24 protein-coding genes are annotated in these 25,289 nt (G+C 54.7%); 22 read left to right on the top strand and 2 right to left on the bottom strand.

Annotation, left to right across the window (positions count from 1 at the left end; genetic code table 11):
* Nucleotides 1–69: 69 nt before the first annotated feature.
* The 9 genes from KP806_RS09440 to yajC all read left to right on the top strand — a co-directional run bounded on the left by KP806_RS09440 (nt 70) and on the right by yajC (nt 8,164).
* A complete protein-coding gene (locus tag KP806_RS09440; RefSeq protein WP_224723332.1) occupies nt 70–711 on the top strand; it encodes a BofC C-terminal domain-containing protein in 642 nt (213 codons plus the stop codon).
* A 177-nt stretch (nt 712–888) separates the two neighbouring features.
* The gene (gene ruvC / locus KP806_RS09435) at nt 889–1,392 is read left to right on the top strand and encodes a crossover junction endodeoxyribonuclease RuvC (protein WP_224723331.1); all 504 of its coding nucleotides are present in this window, start codon (nt 889–891) and stop codon (nt 1,390–1,392) included.
* Nucleotides 1,389–2,024, top strand: a complete 636-nt coding sequence (ruvA, locus tag KP806_RS09430; protein ID WP_224723330.1) for a Holliday junction branch migration protein RuvA — start codon at nt 1,389–1,391, stop codon at nt 2,022–2,024. Before ruvC ends, ruvA begins: the two co-directional genes overlap by 4 nt.
* 20 nt (nt 2,025–2,044) lie before the next feature.
* On the top strand, nt 2,045–3,046 hold the full coding sequence (gene ruvB / locus KP806_RS09425) for a Holliday junction branch migration DNA helicase RuvB (protein WP_224723329.1): 1,002 nt from the start codon (nt 2,045–2,047) through the stop codon (nt 3,044–3,046).
* A gap of 6 nt (nt 3,047–3,052) precedes the next feature.
* Nucleotides 3,053–3,505 (top strand): thiol-disulfide oxidoreductase DCC family protein, encoded by a 453-nt coding sequence (locus tag KP806_RS09420; RefSeq protein WP_224723328.1) that lies wholly within the window; start codon nt 3,053–3,055, stop codon nt 3,503–3,505.
* Between the two features lies 1 nt (nt 3,506).
* Nucleotides 3,507–5,615 (top strand): SpoIID/LytB domain-containing protein, encoded by a 2,109-nt coding sequence (locus tag KP806_RS09415; RefSeq protein ID WP_224723327.1) that lies wholly within the window; start codon nt 3,507–3,509, stop codon nt 5,613–5,615.
* Nucleotides 5,616–5,625: 10 nt separating this feature from the next.
* The gene (gene queA, locus KP806_RS09410; protein WP_224723326.1) at nt 5,626–6,672 is read left to right on the top strand and encodes a tRNA preQ1(34) S-adenosylmethionine ribosyltransferase-isomerase QueA; all 1,047 of its coding nucleotides are present in this window, start codon (nt 5,626–5,628) and stop codon (nt 6,670–6,672) included.
* A 20-nt stretch (nt 6,673–6,692) separates the two neighbouring features.
* Nucleotides 6,693–7,829, top strand: coding sequence for a tRNA guanosine(34) transglycosylase Tgt (gene tgt / locus KP806_RS09405; RefSeq protein ID WP_224723528.1), 1,137 nt, complete (start codon nt 6,693–6,695; stop codon nt 7,827–7,829).
* A gap of 14 nt (nt 7,830–7,843) precedes the next feature.
* A complete protein-coding gene (gene yajC, locus KP806_RS09400; RefSeq protein ID WP_224723325.1) occupies nt 7,844–8,164 on the top strand; it encodes a preprotein translocase subunit YajC in 321 nt (106 codons plus the stop codon).
* 66 nt (nt 8,165–8,230) lie between these two features.
* Here yajC and KP806_RS09395 read toward each other — a convergent pair whose 3' ends face one another.
* On the bottom strand, nt 8,231–8,623 hold the full coding sequence (locus KP806_RS09395) for a TIGR04086 family membrane protein (protein ID WP_224723324.1): 393 nt from the start codon (nt 8,621–8,623) through the stop codon (nt 8,231–8,233).
* A gap of 284 nt (nt 8,624–8,907) precedes the next feature.
* On the opposite strand from KP806_RS09395, the gene KP806_RS09390 reads away from it, so the two are divergent.
* The gene (locus KP806_RS09390) at nt 8,908–9,609 is read left to right on the top strand and encodes a DUF421 domain-containing protein (protein ID WP_397376381.1); all 702 of its coding nucleotides are present in this window, start codon (nt 8,908–8,910) and stop codon (nt 9,607–9,609) included.
* Nucleotides 9,610–9,657: 48 nt separating this feature from the next.
* On the opposite strand, the gene spoVB is transcribed toward KP806_RS09390, so the two are convergent.
* A complete protein-coding gene (gene spoVB / locus KP806_RS09385; RefSeq protein WP_224723322.1) occupies nt 9,658–11,217 on the bottom strand; it encodes a stage V sporulation protein B in 1,560 nt (519 codons plus the stop codon).
* A 262-nt stretch (nt 11,218–11,479) separates the two neighbouring features.
* Here spoVB and KP806_RS09380 point away from each other — a divergent pair, with 262 nt between their 5' ends.
* The 12 genes from KP806_RS09380 (at nt 11,480) to KP806_RS09325 (ending at nt 25,256) form a co-directional block, all read left to right on the top strand.
* Nucleotides 11,480–11,719: a post-transcriptional regulator gene (locus tag KP806_RS09380; protein ID WP_224723321.1), complete on the top strand. Its 240-nt coding sequence runs from the start codon at nt 11,480–11,482 to the stop codon at nt 11,717–11,719.
* A gap of 79 nt (nt 11,720–11,798) precedes the next feature.
* Entirely contained in the window at nt 11,799–13,031 is a 1,233-nt protein-coding gene (gene secD / locus KP806_RS09375; protein ID WP_224723320.1) for a protein translocase subunit SecD, read from the top strand.
* A complete protein-coding gene (gene secF, locus KP806_RS09370; protein ID WP_224723319.1) occupies nt 13,021–13,941 on the top strand; it encodes a protein translocase subunit SecF in 921 nt (306 codons plus the stop codon). Before secD ends, secF begins: the two co-directional genes overlap by 11 nt.
* A 144-nt stretch (nt 13,942–14,085) precedes the next feature.
* Nucleotides 14,086–15,003: a cation diffusion facilitator family transporter gene (locus tag KP806_RS09365; RefSeq protein ID WP_224723318.1), complete on the top strand. Its 918-nt coding sequence runs from the start codon at nt 14,086–14,088 to the stop codon at nt 15,001–15,003.
* Nucleotides 15,004–15,033: 30 nt separating this feature from the next.
* Entirely contained in the window at nt 15,034–17,061 is a 2,028-nt protein-coding gene (gene recJ, locus KP806_RS09360) for a single-stranded-DNA-specific exonuclease RecJ (RefSeq protein WP_224723317.1), read from the top strand.
* 19 nt (nt 17,062–17,080) lie between these two features.
* Nucleotides 17,081–17,611 carry an adenine phosphoribosyltransferase gene (locus tag KP806_RS09355; RefSeq protein ID WP_224723316.1) on the top strand — a complete coding sequence of 177 codons (531 nt, stop codon included), beginning with the start codon at nt 17,081–17,083 and terminating at the stop codon, nt 17,609–17,611.
* Nucleotides 17,612–17,832: 221 nt separating this feature from the next.
* Nucleotides 17,833–20,016 carry a RelA/SpoT family protein gene (locus KP806_RS09350; RefSeq protein ID WP_224723527.1) on the top strand — a complete coding sequence of 728 codons (2,184 nt, stop codon included), beginning with the start codon at nt 17,833–17,835 and terminating at the stop codon, nt 20,014–20,016.
* Nucleotides 20,017–20,035: 19 nt separating this feature from the next.
* Nucleotides 20,036–20,479 carry a D-aminoacyl-tRNA deacylase gene (gene dtd / locus KP806_RS09345; protein WP_224723315.1) on the top strand — a complete coding sequence of 148 codons (444 nt, stop codon included), beginning with the start codon at nt 20,036–20,038 and terminating at the stop codon, nt 20,477–20,479.
* An 86-nt stretch (nt 20,480–20,565) separates the two neighbouring features.
* The gene (locus KP806_RS09340; RefSeq protein ID WP_224723314.1) at nt 20,566–20,733 is read left to right on the top strand and encodes a hypothetical protein; all 168 of its coding nucleotides are present in this window, start codon (nt 20,566–20,568) and stop codon (nt 20,731–20,733) included.
* Nucleotides 20,734–21,370: 637 nt separating this feature from the next.
* Nucleotides 21,371–22,618: a histidine--tRNA ligase gene (gene hisS, locus KP806_RS09335; RefSeq protein ID WP_224723313.1), complete on the top strand. Its 1,248-nt coding sequence runs from the start codon at nt 21,371–21,373 to the stop codon at nt 22,616–22,618.
* 45 nt (nt 22,619–22,663) lie between these two features.
* Nucleotides 22,664–24,481 carry an aspartate--tRNA ligase gene (gene aspS, locus KP806_RS09330; protein WP_224723312.1) on the top strand — a complete coding sequence of 606 codons (1,818 nt, stop codon included), beginning with the start codon at nt 22,664–22,666 and terminating at the stop codon, nt 24,479–24,481.
* Nucleotides 24,482–24,512: 31 nt separating this feature from the next.
* A complete protein-coding gene (locus tag KP806_RS09325) occupies nt 24,513–25,256 on the top strand; it encodes a tRNA threonylcarbamoyladenosine dehydratase (protein ID WP_224723311.1) in 744 nt (247 codons plus the stop codon).
* The last annotated feature ends 33 nt before the right edge of the window (nt 25,257–25,289 follow it).

Below are 25,289 nucleotides of genomic sequence, written 5' to 3'. Positions count from 1 at the left end.
GGTAAGCCTTGAATATTTGTGAAATAATGGAGCACACTAACAAAAAATGATTTAGAAGGGGTCTTTCAGATGATGGAATTCAGCCTTTGGAAAAATATAAAAAAAAGAATCCGGCGAGGCAGACGCCCGATGTGGACGCTTGGCGGCGTGCTGGCCATCCTGTATGCGAGCTTGCTCTGGCCGGGCGCTGCCGGACACTTGCAAGCGGCGGAAGCTCCCCTGCCGGCAGCCGGATCCGGGCTGCTGGAGGAGCTGAAGGAAGCCGACTCCCCGCTAACGGTCATGCTGCGCCGGATTTACGTCTGCGGAGAAGAGGACAAGCCGCTTGGCATAATGACGGGCAAACAGGTGGCCGGGCTGCTCGAACAAAACCCGGATTGGAAAGCGGCTCGTGGAACGGACGTTGACAGGGTCGTTCTCGAGCAGCAAATCGACGATCTGTCCGCGTATTGCAAGGCGAATGCCTATATCGGAGTCGATAAGGAAGGCAATCTGACCTTGTATGACGGAGTGCCGAAAAAAGAAAAAGTCGTCCGCACGTTCTTTCAGCTGGACGTGAATTATATGGAGAGCAATCTGCCGCAGGACAAGCTCGACCAGCTCGCCAAAGGCATTCGGGTAAGCGATATCGACGAGTATAACAGCGTATTATCGACGTACAGCGATTATGCGGTCGAGAAAAACGAAAAGGTGATGAATCCAGCCTATTAGCCAAGCGAAGCGGGGCCGTACGAAAGGGTACGGCCTTCTTTTTTTGCCGAATTTCCGAAATATCAAACGCGCGTTCTCATCCTCGCCAACATTTGCTATAATAGATAGGATGCATTAGCGGCCATACTTTTCTAGCATGCGGGAGCTGCGTCAAATAATAGATTAGGAGTTGGCGGTTTGCGCGTTCTTGGGATAGACCCCGGCATTGCTATCGTAGGTTTCGGATTTGTTGACAAGTTAGGACATAAACTCACGCCAGTCCAATACGGCGCGATTACGACAGAAGCGCATACGCCCTCCGAGCAGCGGCTGCTCCAGGTGTACGAATCGGCCGGAGCATTAATGGATAAATACAAGCCGAATGCCGTTGCGGTCGAGAAGCTGTTTTTCAACCGTAACGTGACGACCGCTTTTGACGTTGCACAGGCAAGGGGGGCCATCATTCTTGCAGCCGCCCAGCGCGGGCTTTCCATCGGCGAGTATACGCCGCTTCAGGTGAAACAGGCGGTCGTCGGCTATGGCAAAGCGGAGAAGAAGCAGGTGCAGGAAATGGTCAAAATGTTTCTCAAGCTGACGGCCGTGCCGAAGCCCGACGATGTGGCGGACGCGCTTGCGGTTGCCATCTGTCATGCCCACTCCGCCGTTATGACCAACAAGATAAACGAGGTGAAGCGCACGTGATCGATTTTTTAAGGGGCATCGTCGCCCATTTGGATTCGGAATATATCGTGCTGGACGTCCGGGACACCGGCTACCGTGTGTTTACCCCAAATCCTTATGCGTTCGCAAAAAAACAGGAGCCGGTAACCGTCTTTATCCATCAGAACGTCCGTGAGGACGCTATTTTACTTTTCGGCTTCGAGACAAGGGAGGAGCAGACCCTCTTCCGCAAGCTGCTGGAAGTGTCCGGAATCGGTCCCCGGGTCGCGCTCGGCATTTTGTCCGGCGGACGGCCGGAGGCGGTCATCGCAGCGATCCAGCAGGAAAATATATCATTTCTGACCAAGCTGCCCGGCATCGGCAAGAAGACGGCTCAGCGGATGATTCTCGATTTGAAGGACAAGCTGATCGGCGCGGGGCTAGACGGAGGACTGCTCGCTTCAGGCGGCATACCGCTGGATCTTTCCTCTGGCAGCCATGCGGGACAAGGGGCCGGGACGGCCTGGCAGGAGGCGCGCGAGGCGCTTGCCGCACTCGGGTATACCGCAGCCGAGCTTGACCGGGCGTGGAACGGCCTCCAAAGCAGCGTAACGTCTGAAGAATCCGTCGATTCTTTAATGAAGAGGGCGCTCCAGCAGCTGTTCAAAGGTTAATGGAAAGGAGATGAAGTAGGTTGGACGATAGAATCATTTCCGCGAACCTTATGATGGAAGACCAGGCGGTGGAGCTGAGCTTGCGCCCCCGCTATTTGGCGGAGTACATCGGACAGACGCAGGTCAAGGAGAATTTGAAAATTTATATCGAAGCGGCCAAATTGCGTAAGGAAGCGCTGGACCACGTATTGCTTTACGGTCCCCCGGGCCTCGGCAAAACGACGCTTTCGAACATTATCGCCAATGAGCTTGGCGTGAATTTGCGTACAACGTCGGGTCCCGCTATCGAGCGGCCCGGCGATCTGGCGGCGCTGCTGACGAATTTGCAGGAGGGCGACGTCCTGTTCATCGACGAAATCCACCGGCTGCACCGGACGGTAGAAGAGGTGCTGTATCCGGCTATGGAGGATTTCGCACTCGATATTATGATCGGAAAAGGACCTAGCGCCCGTTCGGTGCGCCTGGATCTGCCGCCGTTCACGCTGATCGGGGCGACGACGCGCGCGGGTCTTCTGTCGGCGCCGCTTCGCGACAGGTTCGGAGTTGTCAGCCGGCTGGAATTTTATACGGTGGACGAGCTTTCCTTTATCGTATCCAGAGCTTCCGAAATATTAAACGTCAGCATCGTCGGCGAGGCGGCGGCCGAAATCGCGATGCGGTCTCGCGGAACGCCGCGGATCGCGAACCGCTTGCTCAAACGGGTGCGGGATTTCGCTCAGGTGCGGGGCGACGGCATCATCACGCATGAGATCGCAAGATCGGCGCTGGAGCTGCTGCAGGTGGATAAGGTAGGACTGGACAGCATCGATCACAAAATGCTGCACGCAATGATGACGACCTTTGCAGGACGCCCGGTCGGACTGGATACGATCGCCGCAACGATCGGAGAAGAGAGCCAGACCATCGAGGACGTATACGAGCCGTACCTGATGCAAATCGGGTTTCTGCAGCGAACGCCGCGCGGAAGAATCGCGACGGAAAGCGCGTACCGCCATGTCGGACTGCCAATGCCGGAGAGGTAACACTCTATGAACCGCACATCACCTGAGACCGAGACGCTGTACGTCATTTATGACGGAAATTGCAGGCTCTGTCTTGCCTCTGTGTCCAAGCTGAAGGAGCTGCCGACCCGATCGGCGCTGGATTTGATACCGATCGGGCAATTGGAGGCCTTGGAGGAAGACAGTATTCCGTTGCGCGCTCTTCGGGGAATCAACAACGAGGAGCTGTACGAGAAAATCCATATCGTGGACGGGAATGGCCGCGTATTCGCAGGCGCAGACGGAATCGTTCGTATTTTGCGGACGGTCAAAGGACTGAAATGTCTGTCCATGTTGTACCGGATACCCGGGATGAGGCGAATGGCGGACCGGCTGTACCGGTACATTGCCGCCAGACGATACGAGTGGTTCGGTTCGGCCGGACAAAGCTGTTCGATTAACGGCTGCGAACGGGAGCCGGACAGAGAGGGGAATAACTAGCATGAACTTGAAACGCCCGCTTAAAAGAATGATGATTCTGTCCGCGTCGATGCTTCTGCTTGCGTCGACTTGGACGGCATCGCCTACTCAGGCCGCGGTTCCGAAGCTGGAAGATATTCGCGTTGCGGTATTTTCGACCTATACATCAACGACGCCGGCAGCGACTTTTACGTCTACGGGCGGCCTTCGGATCGGCACGCGCTTGCCGGACGGAATTAGCAGCTGGTTTACGGTGGGAGCTTCCTCGCAGATCAGGTTCGCTCCTGACGATTATAAAGTGAAGGTGTTCGAATCCGGCCAATTCGCTTCGGCCTTGGCGGTATTCAAAAGACTTCAGGAGGCGAAGGGCGCTGCCTATTTGACCTCCGCCGCGAAAAATAAATCCATCGTCTATCAAGTTTTCGAAGGTACATACGCTACGGCTGCAGATGCGGCGGCCGCCCAGAAGAAATGGTCGGCCGACAGTCAGCTGGCCAAGCTTGCCGGCAGCTTCAAGTCCGTACTGCAAGGCCCGTTCCATCTGGAAAGCGGAGCGTACGCGAGCAAGGCCGAGGCAGCAGCCGCGGCCGGCGCGTTTGGAGCGGCAGGACTCGATGCGTTCGCCGCGGTCCGCTTGAACCAGCAAGGGGAGGCTAGCTATTCCGTTATGGTCGGCGCCGCCGCAAGCGATGCGGAGCTGCAGATCGTTAAAGCGGCTGCTGCGAAGGTTCCCGGCGGTGCAGCCTTAAAAACTGCGGATGCGGTAACGCCGTATATGCTGCTCAGAAACGATCATTCGGCAAGCCAGAAGGCGGAAAACAGCCTGGAGCTGTATGCGTTCGGGGGAAGCGACGCAAAGGTGACGGTCACTCCCGCGGGCAAAGAGCCGATTCAGCTGATCGAACGCAGCAACCGCAAATATCGCGGCTCCTTTGAGCTGACCCTGCTGAACGGGCGGATGGCGGTCGTGAACGAGCTGCCTTTTGAGCAGTATTTGTATTCCGTCGTCGGTGTGGAAATGTATCCGTCCTGGCCTGCCGAGGCATTGAAGGCGCAGGCGGTTGCAGCCCGCACCTACGCGCTGTATAAAGGCCTGGGCTACAAAATCGCGCATGTCGTCGATACGACGCTGAGCCAGGCCTACTATGGAATCGAATCCGAGAAGCCGTCGACGATCGCGGCAGTAGATGCTACTTCGGGCGAGGTTGCGCTTTATAACGGCAAGCTGATCGAAACGCTATTTTCCGCGAACAGCGGAGGCATGACAGCCGATGCGGCGGAAATCTGGAACAATTCCGTCCCTTATCTGAAGCCGGTCAGCAGCCCTGATCATACGTCGGAGGAAGGACTGCATGACTGGTATCGCATTGCGCTGCAGAGCGGGGAAACCGGCTATATCCGCGATGATCTGCTGGATACGACGGGCCTTAGCACGCCAGCAGGCAGCACGGTTATGTCGGTCAATACGGACGGTACGAAGGTGCGCAGACAGCCTGCCATTCAGGATTCGATTCCGCTCGTAGCTCAGTTGAACAGCGGAACCAAAGTGACCGTGCTGGAGAAAGTAGTGGAAGTAAGCTCGATGTCCTGGGTAAGGGGGCCGTACTCGGGCGAGGAGCTGCTGGCGAAGATGAATGCGGCCGGAGCAGTGCAGATTACCGGAACGTTAAGCTCGCTTGAGGTCAGCAGGCGCGGCCCTTCCGGACGAGCAATCGAAATCGCGGCAAACGGACAGCGGCTGGAGGTAAAGGATCCGAATTCGCTCCGTGCAGCAGTGGGCGTCGACGGTTCACTTCCGAGCACGCTGTTCAAGATTGACGAAACGGCGAAGGTTGCGGTAGCCGGAGGCGGCGGGGCGCAAGCCGTCCGAACGGACAACCGGTCGCCGATTTATACGATCGGAGCCGGCGGCACAGCTGCAGAGATTAAGGATAAAAATGTGTACATTCTGGACGGAGACGGAAACGTGCGCGCGGCGACCAAGGACCCTTCCTACCGTTTTATCGGAACGGGGAACGGCCATGGCCTCGGCATGTCGCAGTACGGAGCGCTAGGCCTTGCGAAGCAAGGGTATGACTATCAATATATTTTGCAATACTACTACAAAGATGTGACCATCGCTAAGGAATGATTGATACGATATGAACGTAGATTGGTTTGACTTTGAGCTGCCTGAGCGCTTGATCGCTCAGACGCCGCTGCCCGATAGAACTTCGTCCCGATTGCTCACCTTAAACAAACGGACCGGTGAAATTGCGCATCGCAGCTTTACCGATTTGGAGAACGATTTGCAGCCGGGGGACGTGCTGGTCTTAAACGATACGAGAGTCATTCCAGCGCGCTTGACCGGAATCAAATCCGACACGGGCGCGAAAATCGAGCTGCTTCTTCTGAAGCGGCTGGACGGGGACCGCTGGGAAACGCTTGGCAAACCGGCCAAAAGGCTGAAAACCGGGACGCAGCTCTCCTTCGGAGACGACGGATACGGGAATCCGCTGCTGCGCGCGGTCATTGAGGAAGAGGCCGAGATGGGCGGCAGGACAGTCCGGTTTATGTACGAAGGCATTTTCGAGGAGCTGCTGGACCGGCTCGGCGAAATGCCGCTGCCGCCGTACATTAAAGAGAGACTGGAAGAACGCGAGCGGTATCAGACGGTGTACTCGAAACATGCGGGCTCGGCGGCGGCTCCTACGGCCGGGCTTCATTTTACGGAAGAGTTTTTGAAGAAGCTGCAGGGCAAAGGCGTTAAGCTGGCTTATGTAACGCTCCACGTCGGCCTGGGCACGTTCCGGCCTATGTCGGTCGATCGGGTTGAAGACCACGAGATGCATGCTGAATATTACGAGCTGGACGAGCATAATGCCCGTTTAATTCAGGAGGCGAAGGAAAACGGAGCGCGGATAATTGCGGTGGGAACAACCTCCTCAAGGACGCTGGAGACGGTTGCGGCCCGGTTCGAAGGCAAGCCGATCGGGGCATGCAGCGGCTGGACCTCGATTTTTATCTATCCGGGTTATACCTTTAAGCTGGTCGATGCGCTGCTGACGAACTTCCATCTTCCGAAATCGACGCTCGTCATGCTTGTAAGCGCGCTTGCCGGACGCGATGCGGTCATGCGCGCATACGAGGAAGCGATTGCGAAGGAATACCGCTTCTTCAGCTTCGGCGACGCAATGTTCATTTACTAATAGAGGAATAGGAAGCGTGAATTGTGGCTATCAAATATGAATTAATCAAACAATGCAAGCAATCAGGCGCACGGCTAGGACGGGTGCATACTCCGCATGGCGTAATCGAGACGCCGGCGTTTATGCCGGTAGGGACTCAGGCGACCGTAAAAACGATGAGCCCGGAAGAGCTGAAGACGATGGACGCCCATATTATTTTGAGCAATACCTACCATCTGTTTTTGCGTCCGGGCCATGAAATCGTGAAGCGGGCCGGCGGCCTTCATAAATTTATGAATTGGGACCGGCCGATCCTGACGGACAGCGGCGGCTTCCAGGTGTTCAGCTTGAGCGAAATGCGGAAGATTACCGAAGAGGGCGTACATTTCCGCTCCCACTTAAATGGCGACAAAAAGTTCCTGTCTCCGGAAGTGGCCATGGAAATTCAGAATGCGCTCGGCTCCGACATTATGATGGCGTTCGACGAATGCCCGCCTTACCCGGCCGATCATGAATATGTGAAAAAATCGCTGGAACGTACGACCCGCTGGGCGGAGCGCTGCCTCAAGGCTCATGCCAGGCCGCATGATCAAGGGTTGTTCGCGATTATCCAGGGGGGCATGTACAAAGATTTGCGAATCCAAAGCGCAAACGATTTGACTTCCATGGATTTCCCGGGGTATGCTATTGGTGGACTGAGCGTAGGCGAGCCCAAGCATTTGATGTATGAAGTGCTCGACTATACTGTACCGGTTATGCCCGCCGGCAAGCCCCGCTACCTGATGGGCGTCGGTTCCCCCGACGCGTTGATTGAAGGCGCTATCCGCGGGATCGACATGTTTGATTGCGTGCTGCCGACCCGCATCGCCCGCAATGGGACAACGATGACAAGCGGGGGCAGGCTTGTGATCCGCAATGCGAAATACGCCGAAGATTTTGGTCCGCTTGACCCTGAATGCTCGTGCTACACGTGCAAGAACTACTCCAGGGCCTATATCCGGCATTTAATAAAGGCGGATGAGACGTTCGGCATGCGGCTGACGACTTATCATAATTTGCATTTCTTGCTGCAACTCATGCGGGACGTTCGGCAAGCGATTATGGAGGACCGGCTGCTCGATTTCCGGGATTCCTTCTTCACGAGCTACGGACTGTTCGATAATGAGAAAGGATTTTGAAAGGGGGGATTTCGATGTGGCTAGCAACTGAAGCAACAGGCGGCGCAGGCGGTATTATCGGCATGATCTGGCCGTTCATCCTAATGTTCGCGGTATTTTATTTCCTATTGATCCGTCCGCAGCAGAAGAAACAGAAGCAGCGTACGGTCATGCTTAACCAAATTAAAAAAGGCGATAAAATTTCAACGATCGGCGGCTTGCATGGTACGGTAGTCGAGCTGACGGACGACACGGTCGTGCTTCGCGTCAACGACACGACCAAGATGACCTTCGAACGAAGCGCAATCAATACGATTATTAACTCTGCTCCGTCTATCGAGAAGGATAACGCATAAGCCGATAGGGCTGTACCAGGCAGTTTGTGAACTGCAGGGTACAGCCCTCTCTTTTTTGTGAACAATTTAACGTTTCATATTTACCCCGATCATTCCCCCGAAAGCCCCTGCAAGCAGCGATGCGCCAAGAAGCGAAGCGCTGTGCCAGGTCAGGGAAGCGTCCGAAGCCAAAAAGCTGACTATAATAATGATAGCCGCATAAATTAAGCCAAGCAGAGATCCGTTGTACCAGCCTTTATTCTCAGAGCGCTTGCCCGCGGTAAAGCCGCCCGCCAGCGAAGATACGGCATGCACAAGAAAAGCATAACCCGGCAGACTGTTTTCCTTCATGTCGGAAAAGTGCAGGAACAAAGACAGCAGCAAAGCGCCGGCCGCGAGCCAGATCAAGGAAAAGAGCACTCCCGCAAGCAGTGGCGACGCGATTAAAGGCGGTTTTGAAGATTGCTTAACCGAACTCATCAAATTCCCCCCCGAATTGGCATGTATTACTTATCCATATGGTCAAGCATGGAGGAATAGTACAACCGTCCTGCAAAACACAATGTTTTTCTTCGGCCTTTTTGCTTTGCCATATATTCGTATAGTGAGGTTCCGTATGATGTATATGGGGGCAGGTGACAATAGCTGTACGGACAAAAACGGAACGCAGAAGCACGTATGACAAGTCGAGGAGGCGGTTTCCTTTGGAATTTTGGGGCCTGTTGATCCGGACGGTGATCATTTATTTCGTCGTATTTCTGATTATGCGCTTTATGGGCAAGCGGGAGATCGGCAAGCTTTCGGTGTTCGACCTCGTCATCTCCGTCATGATTGCGGAAATCGCAGTTATCGTACTGGAGGATGCGGACCGGAAATTGTGGGAAGGCATTATGCCGATGGCCGTACTGCTGATCGTTCAGGTGGGCATCGCCTATTTGACAATGAAAAGCAGGAAGCTCCGGCTGCTGTTCGACGGCAAGCCGAGCGTCATCATCGATAAAGGGAAGCTGAACAGCGATGTCATGCGCAAGCAGCGTTACAATTTGGACGATCTGATGCTGCAGCTGCGCGAAAATAAAATAGGCGCCGTTTCCGATGTGGAATTCGCCGTTTTGGAAACGAGCGGCAAGCTGTCTGTTCTCGAGAAGGAGAAGCCGGAGCCGTCAACAGCATTAGGCAAGGAGTCGATCGAATCTCCGGAAGGGGAGCAAACCGATAAGCTGAGAGCGGTGCCGGGCTCAAAGGTCATTCCTCCCAAATTCCGGTTTGAAATTTTGCCGATTCCCTTAATTATGGACGGGAAGGTGCAGGATGAAAATTTAAAGAAGCTCGAGAAAACGAGGTTTTGGCTGAAAAATGTGCTGCAGGAGCGGGGAGTTACGGATTTTAAAGATGTATTTTTCTGTACGATTGATCATAGAGGCAGGCTGTTTATCGATTTAAACGATAAAAAACCGCGTTTCTAAAGGGGATGAACGCCCCTCTTTGGAACCGCGGTTTTATTTTTAAGCGGGCTATTGAAACCATCTGCCAAACAGCGGGATCCGGACGATATCGTGGCGGTCGATGATTCGGGTTGCAATCATGAGCAGCAAATAGACGGCTACGCTGGCGGCGCTGGCAAGCAGCAAATTGATCCATTCCGCCGGAAGCAGCTGACGGTTCATCAAAAATTGCGCGGCCGCTCCCATAATGAGCATGGCAGACCCGACCTTGATGAAATCCAGCAGCTTCATATGGAAGCCGATAAATTTCAAAACGCTTATGCCGTGCAGAAGTGTAACTAACACGATATTCACGTTAATGGCGATCAGTGCACCGTAAATGCCGAAATCCGGATTCGAGGCCAGCTGAACGATCAGGACCAGCTTCACGACGGCGCCGATTAACGTATTCATAAGAGCGGTGCCGGGTTTATCCAGCGCCTGAAGCGCGGCTTGCAGCGGAGCTTGCAGATAGATGAAAATTCCTACAGGCGCAATGAGCTGAAGCATTGGGGCAATGTCGGCTTGATCGTACAGCAGGCGGCAGATCGGCTCCGCGAATAAACCCATGATGACGACAAAGGGGGCTCCGGTGACAAGGGCAAGACGCATAGATTGGTGAAGCCGCTTATGAATTATGGCGTTGTCTCCTTTGGCGGCTGCTTCGGACAAGGACGGCACGAGCGACACAGCCAGCGAATAAGTGAGCGCGGTCGGCAGCAGTACTAGCGGAACAATCATACCTTGCAGCGCGCCGTATTGCGCGGTGGCGACGGTAGAGGCAATTCCTGCGGCAACGAGGCTTCTGGCTGTAAAAATCGTTTCGAGCAGGTACGAGAAGGAGCCGACGAGCTTGCTGCCTGTCACGGGCACCGAAATTTGCAGCAACCGGCGGAGAACGGGCTTGTTTTTGTCAGTCTGGGCGGAAGGCTTGGCATTTTCCATTTGTTTGGCTTTGCGCTTCTCTGAATAATATTTCCATAAAATCACGAACAGGCCGCCGAGCTCGCCGACAACAACGCCAAGCATTGCCCCGGCTGCCGCCCACTCCACGCCTAGCGGCATTAATAAATAGGCAAAACCAAGCGCGGAGATAATGCGGAGCACCGTTTCCGTGATTTGGGAGACGGCGCTTGGAATCATGTCCTGCTTGCCTTGAAAATAGCCCCGGTAAACGGACGATATCCCGATGATCAGAAGGAGCGGCGACATAGCCATAAAAGTGCGGTACACCCTTGAATCCGGCAAAATTTGGGTCGTTATCCACGGTGCGAGCAGCACCATTGCAACCGTTACTGCAGAGGCAAGGAGGATGACAAGCCGCATGGACGTCCTGAAAATAAACTTGACGCGGGCCGAATCCCCTTGCGATTCCGCCTCCGCAATCCATTTGGCGACAGCAAGAGGGATGCCGCCCGTTATAATCGTCAGGAGCACGGTCAGAAACGGGAAACTGAGCTGATATAGTCCGACCCCTTCCGCCCCCATAATGCGCGGGAGGGCGATGCGCGGGACAAATCCGAGCAGCCGATTAATAATGCCTGCGGCCAGCAGGATCATCGCGCCTTTAATAAACGTTTGCTTCGTCATAATATCCGGCCCTCTTCTCTATCGCGTAATTGCGGTTTTCTTCCGGCAACACGGGAAAGACGCAGCTGACAAGCCGGATACTTATCTTTATGCGCGGCATGTCCAATTCCATGTCAGCCTTTTTTCATAGGAAATGCGGCTTAGGCAGGAGAAACGGGCGGCCGCAGCGAATAGTTGCATACATAAATGAAATGTAGCAGGCCGATGCTTAGTAGCTGTTATTTTTCGGGCATATGAGGCTCAGTTCAGGGGAGATGGCGGCATGGCAGACGAAGAATTAGATCGCATGATCGAGGAGCTGTGCGAAAGTAAAGCGGAGGAATTCCGGATGATCGGTTACGAGAACGTAACCGCCCGGGAAGTATGGGAATGCGTCAGCGAGAAATACTCGAAGAAAGGACAGCCTGAGCTGTACGAGATCGTCAATGACATTTTGTCCTTGAAGGTGACGAAGTTCATGAATTACATGACGCTCAGCGCTTTGAAGGGAAACCCGTTCTAGAGAGGGTTTCTTTTTTTTGACTCGTTTTTGCACCCTCTGTATAATAGGAATATTGAGATCATAAGGGGGATTCAGACGTATGTTCGGGAAGAGAATTTTGGCCTTCCTTGCGATCGTGGTTATTATGTTCGGCGTTATCGCATGGACTAGCCCATCGTTGGTGAAGGACGTTCGCTTAGGCCTTGATTTGAAGGGCGGCTTTGAGGTGCTTTACGAAGCCACGCCGCTTGAAGGCGGGGAGGCGGTTACGCCGGAATCGCTCAAGGAAACGGCGAGAAGCCTGGAAGAGCGTATCGACTCGCTCGGTATCGTCGAGCCGGAAATTACGACCGAAGGCTCGAACCGGATCCGGCTGAAGCTGGCCGGTGTCGAGAATGAAGACGAGGTCAGAGAAATTTTGGCCAAGCCGATCCAGCTGACGTTCCGCGGCCCTGACGGCAAGGTAGAGCTCGCAGGCAGCGATTTCAAACAAAACGGTGCGGGAATCGGCTACGACGACCTCGGAAAGCCGTTTGTTACGATCGAATTGAAGGATGCGGATAAATTCGAGGAAATTACGCGCAGATTAACAGGCTCGTATTTGGCGATCTATCTTGATGAAGAGGAGCTCTCCAGACCGTCCGTTAACTTTGCGATTTCCGGGGGTTCCGCTACGATTACAGGCGACTATACGACGGACGAAGCCAAAGAGCTCAGGGATATGATTAACCTTGGCGCATTGCCGCTTAAGCTGACGGAGAAGTATACGCAGAGCGTAGGGGCAAAGCTGGGCCTGGAGTCGCTGAAGGACACTGTTGAGGCGGGAATTATCGGTACGGTTATTATTTTGGTATTCCTGATTATTCTGTTCCGTATTCCTGGCGTTATTGCGGCCATTACGGTCATTACGTATACATGGCTTCTTATTCTTGTCTTTAATTTGATGAACGCGACGTTAACGCTGCCGGGCATTGCGGCGTTTGTGCTCGGGATCGGGATGGCGGTCGACGCGAATATCATTATGTACGAGAGGATCAAGGAAGAAATCCGCAGCGGCAAAAGTCTGCTCTCGTCCTTGAAATCAGGCTCCAAAAACTCCTTCCGGACGATTATGGACGCGAATATTACGAACATCATTGCGAGCGCCGTATTGTATTACATCGGTAACGGGGCTATCCGCGGCTTCGCCCTGACGATGATCTTCAGTATTCTCGTCAGTATGATTACGAACATTTTCTTGTCGCGGCTTCTGATTATGCTTCTGATCCGCAGTAATCTGTTTACGAAACCTAGCTACTACGGTGTAAAGGAGGCGGAAATCCGTGAACTTTAATACAAAAATACGATACGACTTCGTAGGCAACCGCAATAAGTTTTTTCTGTTCTCGGCTCTGCTGACGCTCGCGGGCATCATCTCGCTGCTTCTTTTCAATTTGAATTTTGGCGTTGACTTCAAGGCCGGAACGAATATGGACATCTCGGTCGGAAAAGCGGCTACCCAGCAGGATGCGAAGGATGCATTGGCAAAGGCCGGTATCGAAGACGTTACTCCAACGGTCGGGGGAACCGGCAATGACCGCGTGTCCGCGAGATTCGACGAGGTATTGACTCAAGCGAAAATCACGGAAATCCAGGACGCATTCAAAGCGAAATACGGCGATCAGGTTTCGGCCGAGGTGAACGTCGTATCGCCGGATATGGCTCAGGAGCTCGGAATCAAAACGATTTGGGCGATCTTGATCGCCAGCGTCGCGATTATGCTTTATGTGATGCTGCGTTTTGAATGGCGTTTTGCGCTCGCCGCTAACATTGCGATTTTGTACGATGCTTTTGTCGTTGTCGCACTGTTCTCGATCTTCCGCCTGGAGGTGGATTTGCCGTTTATCGCGGCTGTCCTGACTACGATCGGTTATTCCATTAACGATAAAATCGTTATTTTTGACCGGATCCGCGAAAATCTGCGTTTCGGCCAGTTTAAGAACCGCGAGCAGCTCGCCGAAATGGTCAACGCGAGTATCTGGCAGACGATGGCGCGTAATATATATACGGTGCTCGCCGTCCTTATCGTCGCGGTTTGCCTATTCATCTTCGGCAGCGAGTCGATCAAGCTGTTCGCCTTGGCCAAAATTATCGGCTTGACGAGCGGGGCTTACTCCTCGATCTGCATCGCAAGCCCTCTATGGCTGCTGCTGAAAGGGAAGCAGCAGCCGAAGAAAGCGGCGAAGGTTTCGACGCAGCCATAAGATAAAGCTTATGCTTACGAAGATGTGTTTTGCTGCGCAAAACCCTAAGCTTATGCTTACGAAGATGTGTTTTGCTGCGCAAAACACTAAGCTTATGCTTACGAAGATGTGTTTTGCTGCGCAAAACACTTTAGGAGGAACCAAATGTCAACTGCACAGCGATATGCGAAAGCCGGATCAGCAGCTTGGGCCGGCTTATGGGGAAACATGCTGCTGGCACTTTGCAAAGGGATCATGGGTTGGCTATCGGGAAGCAAGGCGCTTCTCGCGGATGCGTTCAGGACCGCGGCGGACGCCGCAGAGGCCGCCGCTGCCGTCTCGAGGCAGCGGACGGAGCGGCAGCGCTCCGCCGCGAAAGCCGGTACGGAGACGGCGGCACTCGATTTTAAGGGGGAAATGGCGACAACGATATTAATGTCCGTCATCCTTCTTATTGTGGGTCTCGAAATCGGCATCTCCGCGATACGGGATCTTTCGGACGGCGTTCACGAATCGCCCCGCTGGACTGCACTTATCGTGATTGGCGCAAGCCTGATCGCTCAACAGCTGTTTTTGCCGTCCAGAGACCGCATGTCAGCCCTCTGCTGCTCTTTGTCGGCGCTCATCGGTACGGGCGGAGCGATTATCGGCCGCTGGCTGTCGGTTCCTGAGCTGTATTACATGGACCCCGCTGCGGCGCTGGCGATTGCGGCTATTATTATGTACGGAGGCTTTCGCATGGCAACGGGCTCGGTCAAAGGCGCTGGAGGGAAGCACGCCGAGGAAGAGAACGCTAACGAGATGATGCAGCTCGTGCAGCGTGTCGAGGGGGTTATTACGGTGCAATCCCTCAAGGCGAAGGAGCATGGCCATTATGTTGTGGCCGAAATCGTCATCAGCGTTAACCCGCGGATTACGGTGCTGGAAGGCCAGGAAATTGCCAAACGGGTGAAGCAGCTTGTGATGAAAAGGTTTATTCATGTAACGGACGTATCGATTTTTGTTGAGCCTTACGATCCCGGATATCCTTACAAGTCCAATCATGATCCGAATCAGGAGCAGATGCCGACACTGCTGCAATAGGCTGCATCCGGCAGGAGAGGGGGATGAAGGTTGATACAACGAAAGACGCGCTGGGCGGTTGCTCCATGGGATGAAAGCAGCGAAGCCGGGGCCGTCAGGCTGGCCGGAACGCTTGGGCTGCCGCCTTTGGTTGCGCGCCTGCTCGTACAGCGGGGGTATGCGGAGCCAGCAGCGGCAGAGCGTTTTTTGCGGGGCGGAGAGGAACATCTTCACGATCCGTATTTGCTGAAGGACATGGCGGAAGCGGTCCAGAGAATCAGAGCCGCTGCGTCGAACAACGAGAAAATAAGAATATACGGGGATTACGATGCGGACGGCGTTTCGAGCACTTCCCTGCTCATCCATACTTTTCGCATGCTGGGCTATGAATTTGATTATTATATTCCGCATCGTGCCTTGGAAGGATACGGGATGAACCGGAAAGCGGTCGCGCTTGCCGCAGAGGAAGGCGTCAAGCTGATCGTGACGGTCGATACCGGCATTAGCGCATACGACGAGATCGAATATGCGAAGGAGCTTGGCATCGATGTCGTCGTCACCGATCACCACGAGCCGCCCGTGCAAATCCCGGACGCCGTTGCGGTCGTCAATCCAAAGCGCGAGGACTGCACATACCCGTTCAAGGGGCTGGCAGGCGTAGGCGTTGCCTTCAAGCTGGCGACGGCATTGCTGGAGCGTCCGCCGCTCGAGCTGACGGATATCGTCAGTCTTGGTACGATTGCCGATTTGATGCCGCTTGTTGACGAGAACAGGATTTTGGTGCGGTACGGATTGGAGCGGATGCGGACCTCCGCCAGCACCGGCTTCCGCGCGCTGGCGGAAGCCGGCGGGATCGAGCTTGAGGCGATTACGTCGACCGGAGTCGCCTTTGGCATGGCGCCCCGCATTAATGCAGCCGGCAGATTGGAGCATGCGGGGCGGGCCGTCGAGCTTCTGACGACAGACGATTATGACAATGCGATACTGGCTGCTATCAGCCTGGACAGCCTGAACAAGGAGCGGCAGCGGGTTGTCGAAAGCATGGTCAAGGAAGCCGAGCAGCAGTGGCTGGAGAAATGTGCGGCCGCCGAAGCCCGGGGGGAGCCGGCTCCGCCGGTCATCGTGCTGGCCGGCGAGGGTTGGAATGTAGGTGTGATTGGAATCGTCGCATCCAAAATTTTGGAACGGAATTATAAACCTGTAATCGTTCTTGGCATCGACGGGGACACCGGAATGTGCAAAGGCTCGGCGCGTTCCATTGAAGGTTATGATCTGCATGCGGCATTGACCGAATGCCGTTATCTGCTGGATCATTACGGCGGGCATCAGGCTGCCGCGGGGATGAGCCTGCACCGCGATCGGCTGCCGGCATTCGAGCTGCGGCTTGGCGAACTGGCCGACCAATGGCTGAAGGAAGACGACTGGATCCCGAAGACGGCTGTGGATCTGACCTGCTCGATTAACGAAGCAACGCTGGAAACGATATCGGAGCTGTCGCTGCTGGAGCCGTTCGGGGTTGGCAATCCATCCCCCCGTCTGCTGTTCGACGGGGTTGAGCTCGCGGAACGCCGCACGATCGGCAAGGAGTCGAAGCATTTGAAGCTCACGCTCGGCAGCGGACGCCGTCTGTTGGACGGAATCGGCTTTGGCATGGGAGAGCTCTCGGATGGTCTGCAGCCGGGGCGGAAAATTCAAGCCGTCGGCGAGCTGTCCGTCAATGTATGGAACGGGCAGCGCAAGCCGCAGCTGCAGCTTCACGATATTCATTATGATGCGCTGAACGGCGAGCCATTCCCGGAGCGGGAGCATTTTGGGATGGTCTATCAGCGCCTCAGGAAGCTCGGTGAGACACCAGCAAGCGGATTAATTAAACGTCTGGCGGAGCAAAGCGGCTTTGCCGAAGGAACGGTCCGAATGATGCTTGAAGTATTCGAGGAGCTGCAATTCATTACGTTCCGCGACGGCTTGATGGTACCGGCGGCTGCGCCGCAGAAGCGGGATCTGGCGACCTCGTCGCGGTACCTGGAGGCAAAAGAAAGTTCCGGGCAGCCCATACGGTCGCTGCACGGCATGAGATGAATGGAAGGATGAAGTATACATGTCAAACCAAGCTTACAATTTCAAAGATTACATCCGGGTTATCCCTGATTTTCCACAGCCGGGCATCCGCTTTAAGGATATTACGACGCTTCTGAAGGACGGGGGCGCTTACCGGGCGGCGATCGAAGAAATTCGCGCAGCTGTGCAGCATATGAAAATCGATATTATCGCAGGTCCCGAAGCGCGCGGCTTCGTCGTAGGCGCTCCTTTGGCGCTTGCGCTTGGAGTTGGCTTCGCGCCGATCCGCAAAAGCGGGAAGCTTCCGGGCGAAACCATTACCGCGAACTATGATCTGGAATACGGCAAGGACCAGCTGGCCATGCACAAGGATGCCATAACGCCGGGGCAGCGTGTATTGATCGCCGACGACCTTCTGGCAACGGGAGGAACGATCGCTACCTCGATTAACCTAGTCCGCCAGCTCGGCGGGGAAGTGGTCGGAGCAGCGTTTCTGATCGAGCTCGCCTATTTGACAGGCCGCGAGAAGCTGGATGGAATCGACGTCTTTTCACTTATGACATACGAATAAAAAGCAACGTCCGGAACCGGACATTGGCAGCCGCCTGATTCCTTTGCACGTTTCGTGCGAAGGGCAGGCGGTTTTATTTAAATCGGCCCGATGGTTGACGCGGCGGTGTTATTACAGGCATAATATTATAAAAACTCGGAATAATGGTTAGATTTCATCGCGAAACGGGCGTATGCCGCAATCATCCGGTTAAGCCGTTTACGCTTGGAAAGGGACGTTTCATGGGCATTGAGCATTTACTCGAGAAGGCATCCGTCTATATGAAAGAGCAGGACCTCATACGCATCAAGGAAGCCTATGATTTCGCTGAGCAAGCCCATCACGGCCAAGTGCGGAAATCGGGAGAGCCTTACATTCTGCATCCCGTCGCGGTTGCGGATATTCTTGTCGATATGCAGATGGACGTGCTTTCGATTATAGCGGCGCTGCTTCACGACGTTGTCGAGGATACGACGGTCGACCTGCAGGCGGTCCGCGCGAAATTTGGCGAAACCTGTGCGATGCTCGTAGACGGCCTGACAAAGCTGGAGAAAATTAAATTCCGGTCCAAGGAAGAACAACAGAACGAAAACTACCGCAAAATGTTCGTAGCGATGGCTCAGGACATCCGCGTAATTTTGATAAAGCTGGCCGACAGGCTGCACAATATGCGTACGCTTAAATTTCAGTCGGAGGAAGCCCAGCGGCGGATCGCTTACGAAACGCTGGAAATTTTCTGTCCGATAGCCCACCGGCTCGGTATTTCGGCGATCAAATGGGAAATGGAGGACATTGCGCTTAGGTATTTGAATCCGCAGCAGTATTACCGGATCGCGAACCTGATGAAGAAGAAGCGGGCGGAGCGCGAGCGGTTCATTGACGACGTTATCGCAAGAATAACGGAAAAGCTGGAAGAGATGGGGATCGAAGGCGATATTTCGGGACGCCCGAAGCATCTTTACAGTATTTACAAGAAAATGACCGACAGAAACAAGCAGTTCAGCGAAATTTACGATCTGCTGGCTATTCGGATTATCGTCGATAACATTAAAGACTGCTATGCCACTTTAGGCATTATTCATACGCTTTGGAAGCCTATGCCGGGCCGCTTCAAGGATTATATCGCGATGCCCAAGGCGAACATGTACCAATCGCTGCATACGACGGTTATCGGGCCGAACGGTGAACCGACCGAGGTGCAAATCCGAACCTGGGATATGCACAGAACGTCCGAATACGGCATCGCGGCGCACTGGGCTTATAAGGAAGGCTCGATCGTTCCGGGCGGCAGCTTTGAGGACAAAATGACCTGGTTCCGCGAAATATTGGAGCTGCAGAACGAGGCGCGCGACGCATCCGAATTTATGGAATCGCTCAAAATGGACTTTTTTGCCGATCTCGTTTTTGTGTTTACGCCGAGCGGCGAAGTCATCGAGCTTCCGGCGGGATCGGTACCTCTCGATTTCGCATACCGGATTCATACGGAGGTCGGCAACCGGACGATCGGCGCGAAGGTAAACAGCCGTATCGTTCCTCTGGACCACAAGCTGAAAACCGGCGATATCGTCGAGATTTTGACGTCGAAGCATTCCTACGGCCCGAGCCAGGACTGGGTGAAGATCGCCCAATCCTCGCATGCCCGCAGCAAAATCAGGCAGTGGTTCAAGAGGGAAAAGCGCGAGGAGAACGTTGCGAAGGGCCGGGAATTGCTGGAGCGGGAGCTTAAGCGGCTCGGGCTGGAGCCTTCGGCGTGGCTGCAGGACGATAAGCTTCAGGAAGCGGCTTCGAAGTTTTCGTTCCACGATATCGAGGATATGATGTCCGCTATCGGCTTCGGGGGTATTACGGCAGCGCAAATTTGCACGAAGCTGACCGAGAAGATGCGCAAGGAGGCCGAGCTCGCGAGCCAGCTGGAGCTGACGGCCGAGGTGAAGGAAATCAAGGCGCCTGCGGCAAACAAAAAATCCCGTCCGAATCAAGGCGTAACGGTCAAAGGGATCGATAATTTGCTCGTCAGGTTTGCGCGCTGCTGCAATCCCGTGCCAGGCGACTCGATCATCGGTTATATTACGCGCGGACGCGGCGTGTCCGTTCACCGCATGGATTGCACGAACATTCCGTTCGGCGATCAAGGGGAAGAGGGCGAACGCGTCATCGAGGTCGAATGGGAAGATTCGATCGAGGCCAATTACAGCGTAGATATTGAAATTACGGGGCATGACCGCAGGGGATTGCTCAATGAAGTGCTGCAGGCCGTATCCGAAAGCAAGACGAATATATCGGCCGTTACGGGCCGTTCCGTTAAAAATAAAATGGCGCTCATTCATATGACGGTGCTCATCCGCAACATTGAGCATTTGTCTTCCGTTGTGGAGAAGATCAAGAGAGTGCAGGACATTTATTCCGTTCAGCGTATTATGCAATGATTATCGGAGGTTTGAAGAAGTGAAGGTTGTCGTACAACGCAGCAAGCAGGCGAAGGTCGTTATCGAAGGCGAGACTGTCGGCTCCATAACATCCGGATTGGTGCTGCTGGTCGGAATTACGCACGAGGATACGGAAGCGGACGTCCGCTGGATGGCGGACAAAATTGCAGGACTCCGCATTTTCGAGGACGAAACGGGCAAGATGAATCTTTCCGTTACCGATATCGGCGGACGGCTGCTGTCGGTTTCCCAATTCACGTTATACGGGGACTGCCGCAAAGGCAGGAGGCCGAATTTCATGGCGGCCGCCAGGCCCGAGCAGGCGGAGAAGCTTTATGATTTGTTGAACGTAACTCTGCGTTCTATGGGACTAACCGTTGAAACCGGCCGTTTCGGTGCGATGATGGACGTCGAGCTGGTAAATTCGGGTCCCGTTACGATAATTTTGGAAAGCGGCGCTTAAGATCGCATATGCGGGTAACAATATAGTAGAGCCAAGCCGTTTCCGCCCAGGAACGGCAGGCCGTCAGCCCTATTGGAGGTGCCCGCATGCATCAATCGCGCAAAGAGCAAGGTTTGGAGCGTGCTTCCCGGAGTCTGCTGCATCCGGACCGCAGGGAAGCAAGAGTGATGGCCGAGTTGGAGGAAGACATGGAAGCAGCCGAAGAGTGGGCTGGCTTTCCCCAGCATCCGCGAAGAGACCCTTCCGGCCATTAGTGTCCGATCACCGGAATCTGTCGGCGCCTGCCAGCCGGCAGGCGGATTCCGACGGCTGTAAAAACGCTTCCGAAATTGTAATATTTCTGTAATCAATTTATAACTTTTTTTTAATATCGTTAACCTATAATAAATATCGACCCCCTTTTTTAAAATATATTTTACTCTTGGACCTGTGAACTTGTTTTGCAGGTTTTTTTCTGTCCGTTTACGGCAAGCTGGCGTTCTCCCTTGACTTTACTTGCGGCCGGGAGTACAATTAGACTTTAGAATTATTCATATTCATTCGTTGATGGGACAAAGTAATTCTTCGCGTTATACACAGAGAGGGACGCCACAGGCTGCAAGCGTCTTTATATCGGTTGAACGAAAGGACCTCCCGGAGAACAGACGGTGAACGAACAATCCGCTGAATACACGTAATCGGTGTGTATGCGGTTGTAGTAGCCGGCTGCGGATGACGGACGTTATCCCGTCTTGAAGCGAGCTGCTTCCCGGTATTCGGGACGCATACTCGGAATGTGGGTGGTACCACGGGAGCTATACTCTCGTCCCTTTCGGCGCAAGCCGGCAGGAACGGGAGTTTTTTTGCGTTTAACAGGAAATGAAATGATGACTGGGGCAGGAGGGTTAATCGATGGCTTTTCAAAAAATGCCGGGTACGCAGGATATACTGCCCGGTGCCGCCGAAAAATGGCAATATGTAGAAGAGAAGGCTCGTGATATTTGCCGCCGCTACAACTTCCGGGAAATCCGGACGCCGATCTTCGAATCGACGGAGCTGTTCCAGCGCGGCGTAGGCGAAACGACGGATATCGTCGAGAAAGAAATGTATACCTTTACGGACCGGGGCAACCGGAGCAATACGCTTCGGCCGGAAGGGACGGCCGGCGTTGTGAGATCCTACGTGGAAAATAAGCTGTACGGGGAGCCGGACGTATCCAAGCTGTATTATATCGGTCCGATGTTCCGCTATGAGCGTGCGCAGGCCGGGCGTTACCGGCAGTTTCACCAATTCGGCGTCGAGGCGCTCGGATCGGTCGATCCATCCCTTGATGCGGAGGTTATCGCGCTGGGTTATACGTTCTACACGGAAGTCGGCCTGAAGGGCGTGCGCGTCGAAATCAATTCGGTCGGCACTCCGGCCGTACGGGCAGCGTTCCGTGAGCGGCTGCTTGCCTTCCTTGAACCCAAACGGGCGATGCTGTGCAAGGACTGCCAATCGCGGATGGACCGCAATCCGCTCCGCGTGCTCGACTGCAAGGTCGACCAGGAGCATTTTGCCGATGCGCCTTCAATCCTGGACAGTCTGGATGAAGAATGCCAGATCCACTTCAACAAAGTGCAAATGTATTTGAGCGATATGGGCATTCCGTTTACGATCAATCACCGCCTCGTTCGCGGACTTGATTATTACACGCATACGGCCTTCGAATACAAAGCGGAAGGGATCGGAGCAATCGATACGGTTGGCGGCGGCGGCCGGTACAACGGGCTTGTCTCGGAGATCGGAGGACCGGATCAGCCGGGCGTCGGTCTCGGGCTTGGCCTGGAAAGGACGATTTTGCTGCTGCAGCACCAGGAGACGGAGCTGCCGGCCTTGGGGCAGGTGGATGTCTACCTGGTTGCGCTCGGCGAAGCGGCGGAACGCGAGGTCACCAAGCTCGTGTACCAGCTGAGACAGCGCGGCATCCGGGCGGAGAAGGATTACCTCGGCCGCAAAATGAAGGCGCAGATGAAATCGGCCGACCGGCTGCAGGCCCGTTACACGGCCATCCTCGGCGATGACGAGCTGGTCCGCGGGGAAATCGCGCTTAAAGATATGGCACAGGGAGATCAGCGCCTCGTTGCGCTCGATAAACTGGCCGACGAATTACAAAATTAATTCCGATCCATCCATTTTAATTTAATAATAAGGAGAATGAACATTATGTTGTTGAAAACTCATCATTGCGGCCTGCTTTCGAAAGCGGACGTCGGCCAAACGGTTACATTGAACGGCTGGGTACAGCGCCGCCGCGACCTTGGCGGAGTCCTGTTTATCGACCTGCGCGACCGCTCCGGCATTGTCCAGACGGTATTTAACCCGGATTTCTCCGGCGATGCGCTCGCGATTGCCGATCGCGCCCGTAACGAGTACGTGCTTGCGATTCAAGGTACGGTCGTGGAACGCGACGCGGAAACGTATAACCCGAACCTGGCAACGGGCGAAATCGAGGTTCGCGTGACGAATATCGAAGTTATGAACGCGGCCAAAACGCCTCCGTTCCCGATTGAGGACGGCGTTGAAGTTGACGAATCGCTCCGCCTGAAATACCGTTACCTCGATTTGCGCCGTCCGGAGATGCAGCGCACGCTGCTGCTTCGTTCGAAAGCGGCGAAAATTTTCCGCGATTTCCTTGACGGAGAAGGCTTTATCGATGTTGAGACTCCGATCCTGACGAAAAGCACGCCGGAAGGCGCGCGCGACTACCTCGTGCCGAGCCGCGTGCATGAAGGGGAGTTTTTCGCGCTGCCGCAGTCGCCGCAAATTTTCAAGCAGCTGCTGATGGTCGGCGGTATTGAACGTTATTATCAAATCGCACGCTGCTTCCGCGACGAGGATCTTCGCGCAGACCGTCAGCCTGAATTTACGCAGGTCGACATCGAGACCTCGTTCCTGTCGCAGGATCAGCTGCTTGGCATGATGGAGCAGCTGACTGCAAAGCTGCTTCGCGAAACGGTAGGCGTGGAGCTGGAGCTTCCGTTCCAGCGCATCACATATGCGGACGCCATGAACAAATACGGCTCCGATAAGCCGGACCTCCGCTTCGGACTGGAGATCGAAGACATTACCGATATCGTTGCGGGCAGCGACGTGAAGGTGTTCGCAAGCGTAGCGGCCGGCGGCGGCGTTGTCAAAGCGCTCAATGCGAAGGGCTGCGCGAGCTGGAGCCGCAAGGAGCTTGACGACCTGCAGCCGTTCGCGGCCCGCTACGGCGGGAAAGGTCTGGCCTGGATTACGGTGAAGGACGGCGAATGGCGCGGGCCGATCGTCAAATTCCTGAAGCCGGAGGAAATTGCGGCGCTGACCGAGCGCCTGCAGGTGGAAGAAGGAGATTTGCTCACCTTCTCCGCAGACAAGAAAAAGGTCGTAGCCGACGTTCTGGGCAACCTTCGCTCGAAGCTCGGCAAGGATCTTGGCCTGATCGACGAAGCCAAGTTCAAGTTCGCCTGGGTTGTCGACTTCCCGCTGCTTGGCTGGGACGAGGAAGCGAAGCGTTATGTGGCCGAGCACCATCCGTTCACGCGTCCGAACGAAGACGACCTGCATTTCTTCGATACGGATCCGGGACAAATCCGCGCTCAGGCGTACGATTTGGTATTGAACGGCTATGAAGTCGGCGGCGGTTCGATGCGTATTTACAAACGCGAAGTGCAAGAGCAAATGTTCAAGGCACTCGGCTTCAGCATGGACGAGGCGCAGGAGAAATTCGGCTTCCTGCTTGATGCGTTCGAATACGGAACGCCTCCGCACGGCGGAATTGCCTTCGGCTTCGACCGGCTTGTAATGCTGCTTGCCGGCCGTACGAACCTCCGCGAGACGATCGCATTCCCGAAAACGGCAAGCGCGACGGATCTGCTCTGCGACGCGCCGTCCGAGGTCGAGCTTTCGCAGCTTGAGCAGCTTCATATCCGTACGGTGATTAAGCCGAAGCAGCAGCCGGTGGCCGCTGCCGGAGCGGCAGCCGATAAAAACGAGAAGTAATTAAGAATTCAGCAAAGGAGGCGGCAGCCGTATGCTTCATCAATTTTCACGCACGGAGCTTGCCATCGGACCGGAAGGGCTGCAGCGGATGAAAGAGAGCACGGTTGCCGTGCTCGGCGTAGGGGGCGTAGGCGGCATTGCCGCCGAGGCGCTCGCCCGCACCGGCGTTGGCCGTATCGTGCTCATCGATAAGGACGTTGTCGATATCACGAACGTGAACCGTCAGGTTCATGCGCTTACGACAACCGTTGGCCAGCCAAAAGTCGACCTGATGGCGGAAAGAATCAAGCTGATCAATCCGGAATGCGAAGTCGTCGCGCTGCGGATGTTCTACACGGAAGAGACGTATGAGCAGCTGTTCGCATTTCCGCTTGACTACGTGCTGGATGCGTCCGATACGATTTCGTACAAAATCCATTTGATCAAGCAGTGCCTTGAACGCAAAATACCGGTCATCTCAAGCATGGGCGCAGCCAACAAAATGGACCCGACCAAATTCCAGGTCGTCGACATTTCACAGACGCATACCGATCCGCTTGCGCGCGTTATCCGTACGAAGCTTCGCAAGGAAGGCATTAAGCGGGGCGTGAAGGTGGTCTTCTCGACCGAAGCTCCGATCAAGCCGCGCGAGGACGTAACAAAGAAGATCGTGCCGGAAAATGCGCCGGAAATCCGCAAGGCGAAGCAGCCGCCGGCGAGCAACGCTTTTGTGCCGCCTGTTGCGGGGCTTATTATGGTCAGTGTCGTCGTAAAGGATTTGCTTGAATCGGTCTAAGGTTTAAGGTCTAAGGTCTAAGGTTTAAGACCG

The organism is Paenibacillus vietnamensis (assembly GCF_020169515.1).
GTDB lineage: Bacteria > Bacillota > Bacilli > Paenibacillales > Paenibacillaceae > Pristimantibacillus > Pristimantibacillus vietnamensis.
This window is presented reverse-complemented; position numbering and strand designations above follow the sequence as displayed.

What these genes read in the sequence shown, in the direction of transcription:
- KP806_RS09440 (WP_224723332.1), top strand. Translation starts at nt 70, where the DNA reads ATGATGGAATTCAGCCTTTGGAAAAATATAAAAAAAAGAATCCGGCGA.
- KP806_RS09420 (WP_224723328.1), top strand. Translation starts at nt 3,053, where the DNA reads ATGAACCGCACATCACCTGAGACCGAGACGCTGTACGTCATTTATGAC.
- KP806_RS09415 (WP_224723327.1), top strand. Translation starts at nt 3,507, where the DNA reads ATGAACTTGAAACGCCCGCTTAAAAGAATGATGATTCTGTCCGCGTCG.
- queA (WP_224723326.1), top strand. Translation starts at nt 5,626, where the DNA reads ATGAACGTAGATTGGTTTGACTTTGAGCTGCCTGAGCGCTTGATCGCT.
- yajC (WP_224723325.1), top strand. Translation starts at nt 7,844, where the DNA reads ATGTGGCTAGCAACTGAAGCAACAGGCGGCGCAGGCGGTATTATCGGC.
- KP806_RS09395 (WP_224723324.1), bottom strand. Translation starts at nt 8,623, where the DNA reads ATGAGTTCGGTTAAGCAATCTTCAAAACCGCCTTTAATCGCGTCGCCA.
- KP806_RS09390 (WP_397376381.1), top strand. Translation starts at nt 8,908, where the DNA reads ATGCGCTTTATGGGCAAGCGGGAGATCGGCAAGCTTTCGGTGTTCGAC.
- spoVB (WP_224723322.1), bottom strand. Translation starts at nt 11,217, where the DNA reads ATGACGAAGCAAACGTTTATTAAAGGCGCGATGATCCTGCTGGCCGCA.
- KP806_RS09380 (WP_224723321.1), top strand. Translation starts at nt 11,480, where the DNA reads ATGGCAGACGAAGAATTAGATCGCATGATCGAGGAGCTGTGCGAAAGT.
- secD (WP_224723320.1), top strand. Translation starts at nt 11,799, where the DNA reads ATGTTCGGGAAGAGAATTTTGGCCTTCCTTGCGATCGTGGTTATTATG.
- KP806_RS09365 (WP_224723318.1), top strand. Translation starts at nt 14,086, where the DNA reads ATGTCAACTGCACAGCGATATGCGAAAGCCGGATCAGCAGCTTGGGCC.
- KP806_RS09355 (WP_224723316.1), top strand. Translation starts at nt 17,081, where the DNA reads ATGTCAAACCAAGCTTACAATTTCAAAGATTACATCCGGGTTATCCCT.
- KP806_RS09350 (WP_224723527.1), top strand. Translation starts at nt 17,833, where the DNA reads ATGGGCATTGAGCATTTACTCGAGAAGGCATCCGTCTATATGAAAGAG.
- KP806_RS09340 (WP_224723314.1), top strand. Translation starts at nt 20,566, where the DNA reads ATGCATCAATCGCGCAAAGAGCAAGGTTTGGAGCGTGCTTCCCGGAGT.
- hisS (WP_224723313.1), top strand. Translation starts at nt 21,371, where the DNA reads ATGGCTTTTCAAAAAATGCCGGGTACGCAGGATATACTGCCCGGTGCC.
- aspS (WP_224723312.1), top strand. Translation starts at nt 22,664, where the DNA reads ATGTTGTTGAAAACTCATCATTGCGGCCTGCTTTCGAAAGCGGACGTC.
- KP806_RS09325 (WP_224723311.1), top strand. Translation starts at nt 24,513, where the DNA reads ATGCTTCATCAATTTTCACGCACGGAGCTTGCCATCGGACCGGAAGGG.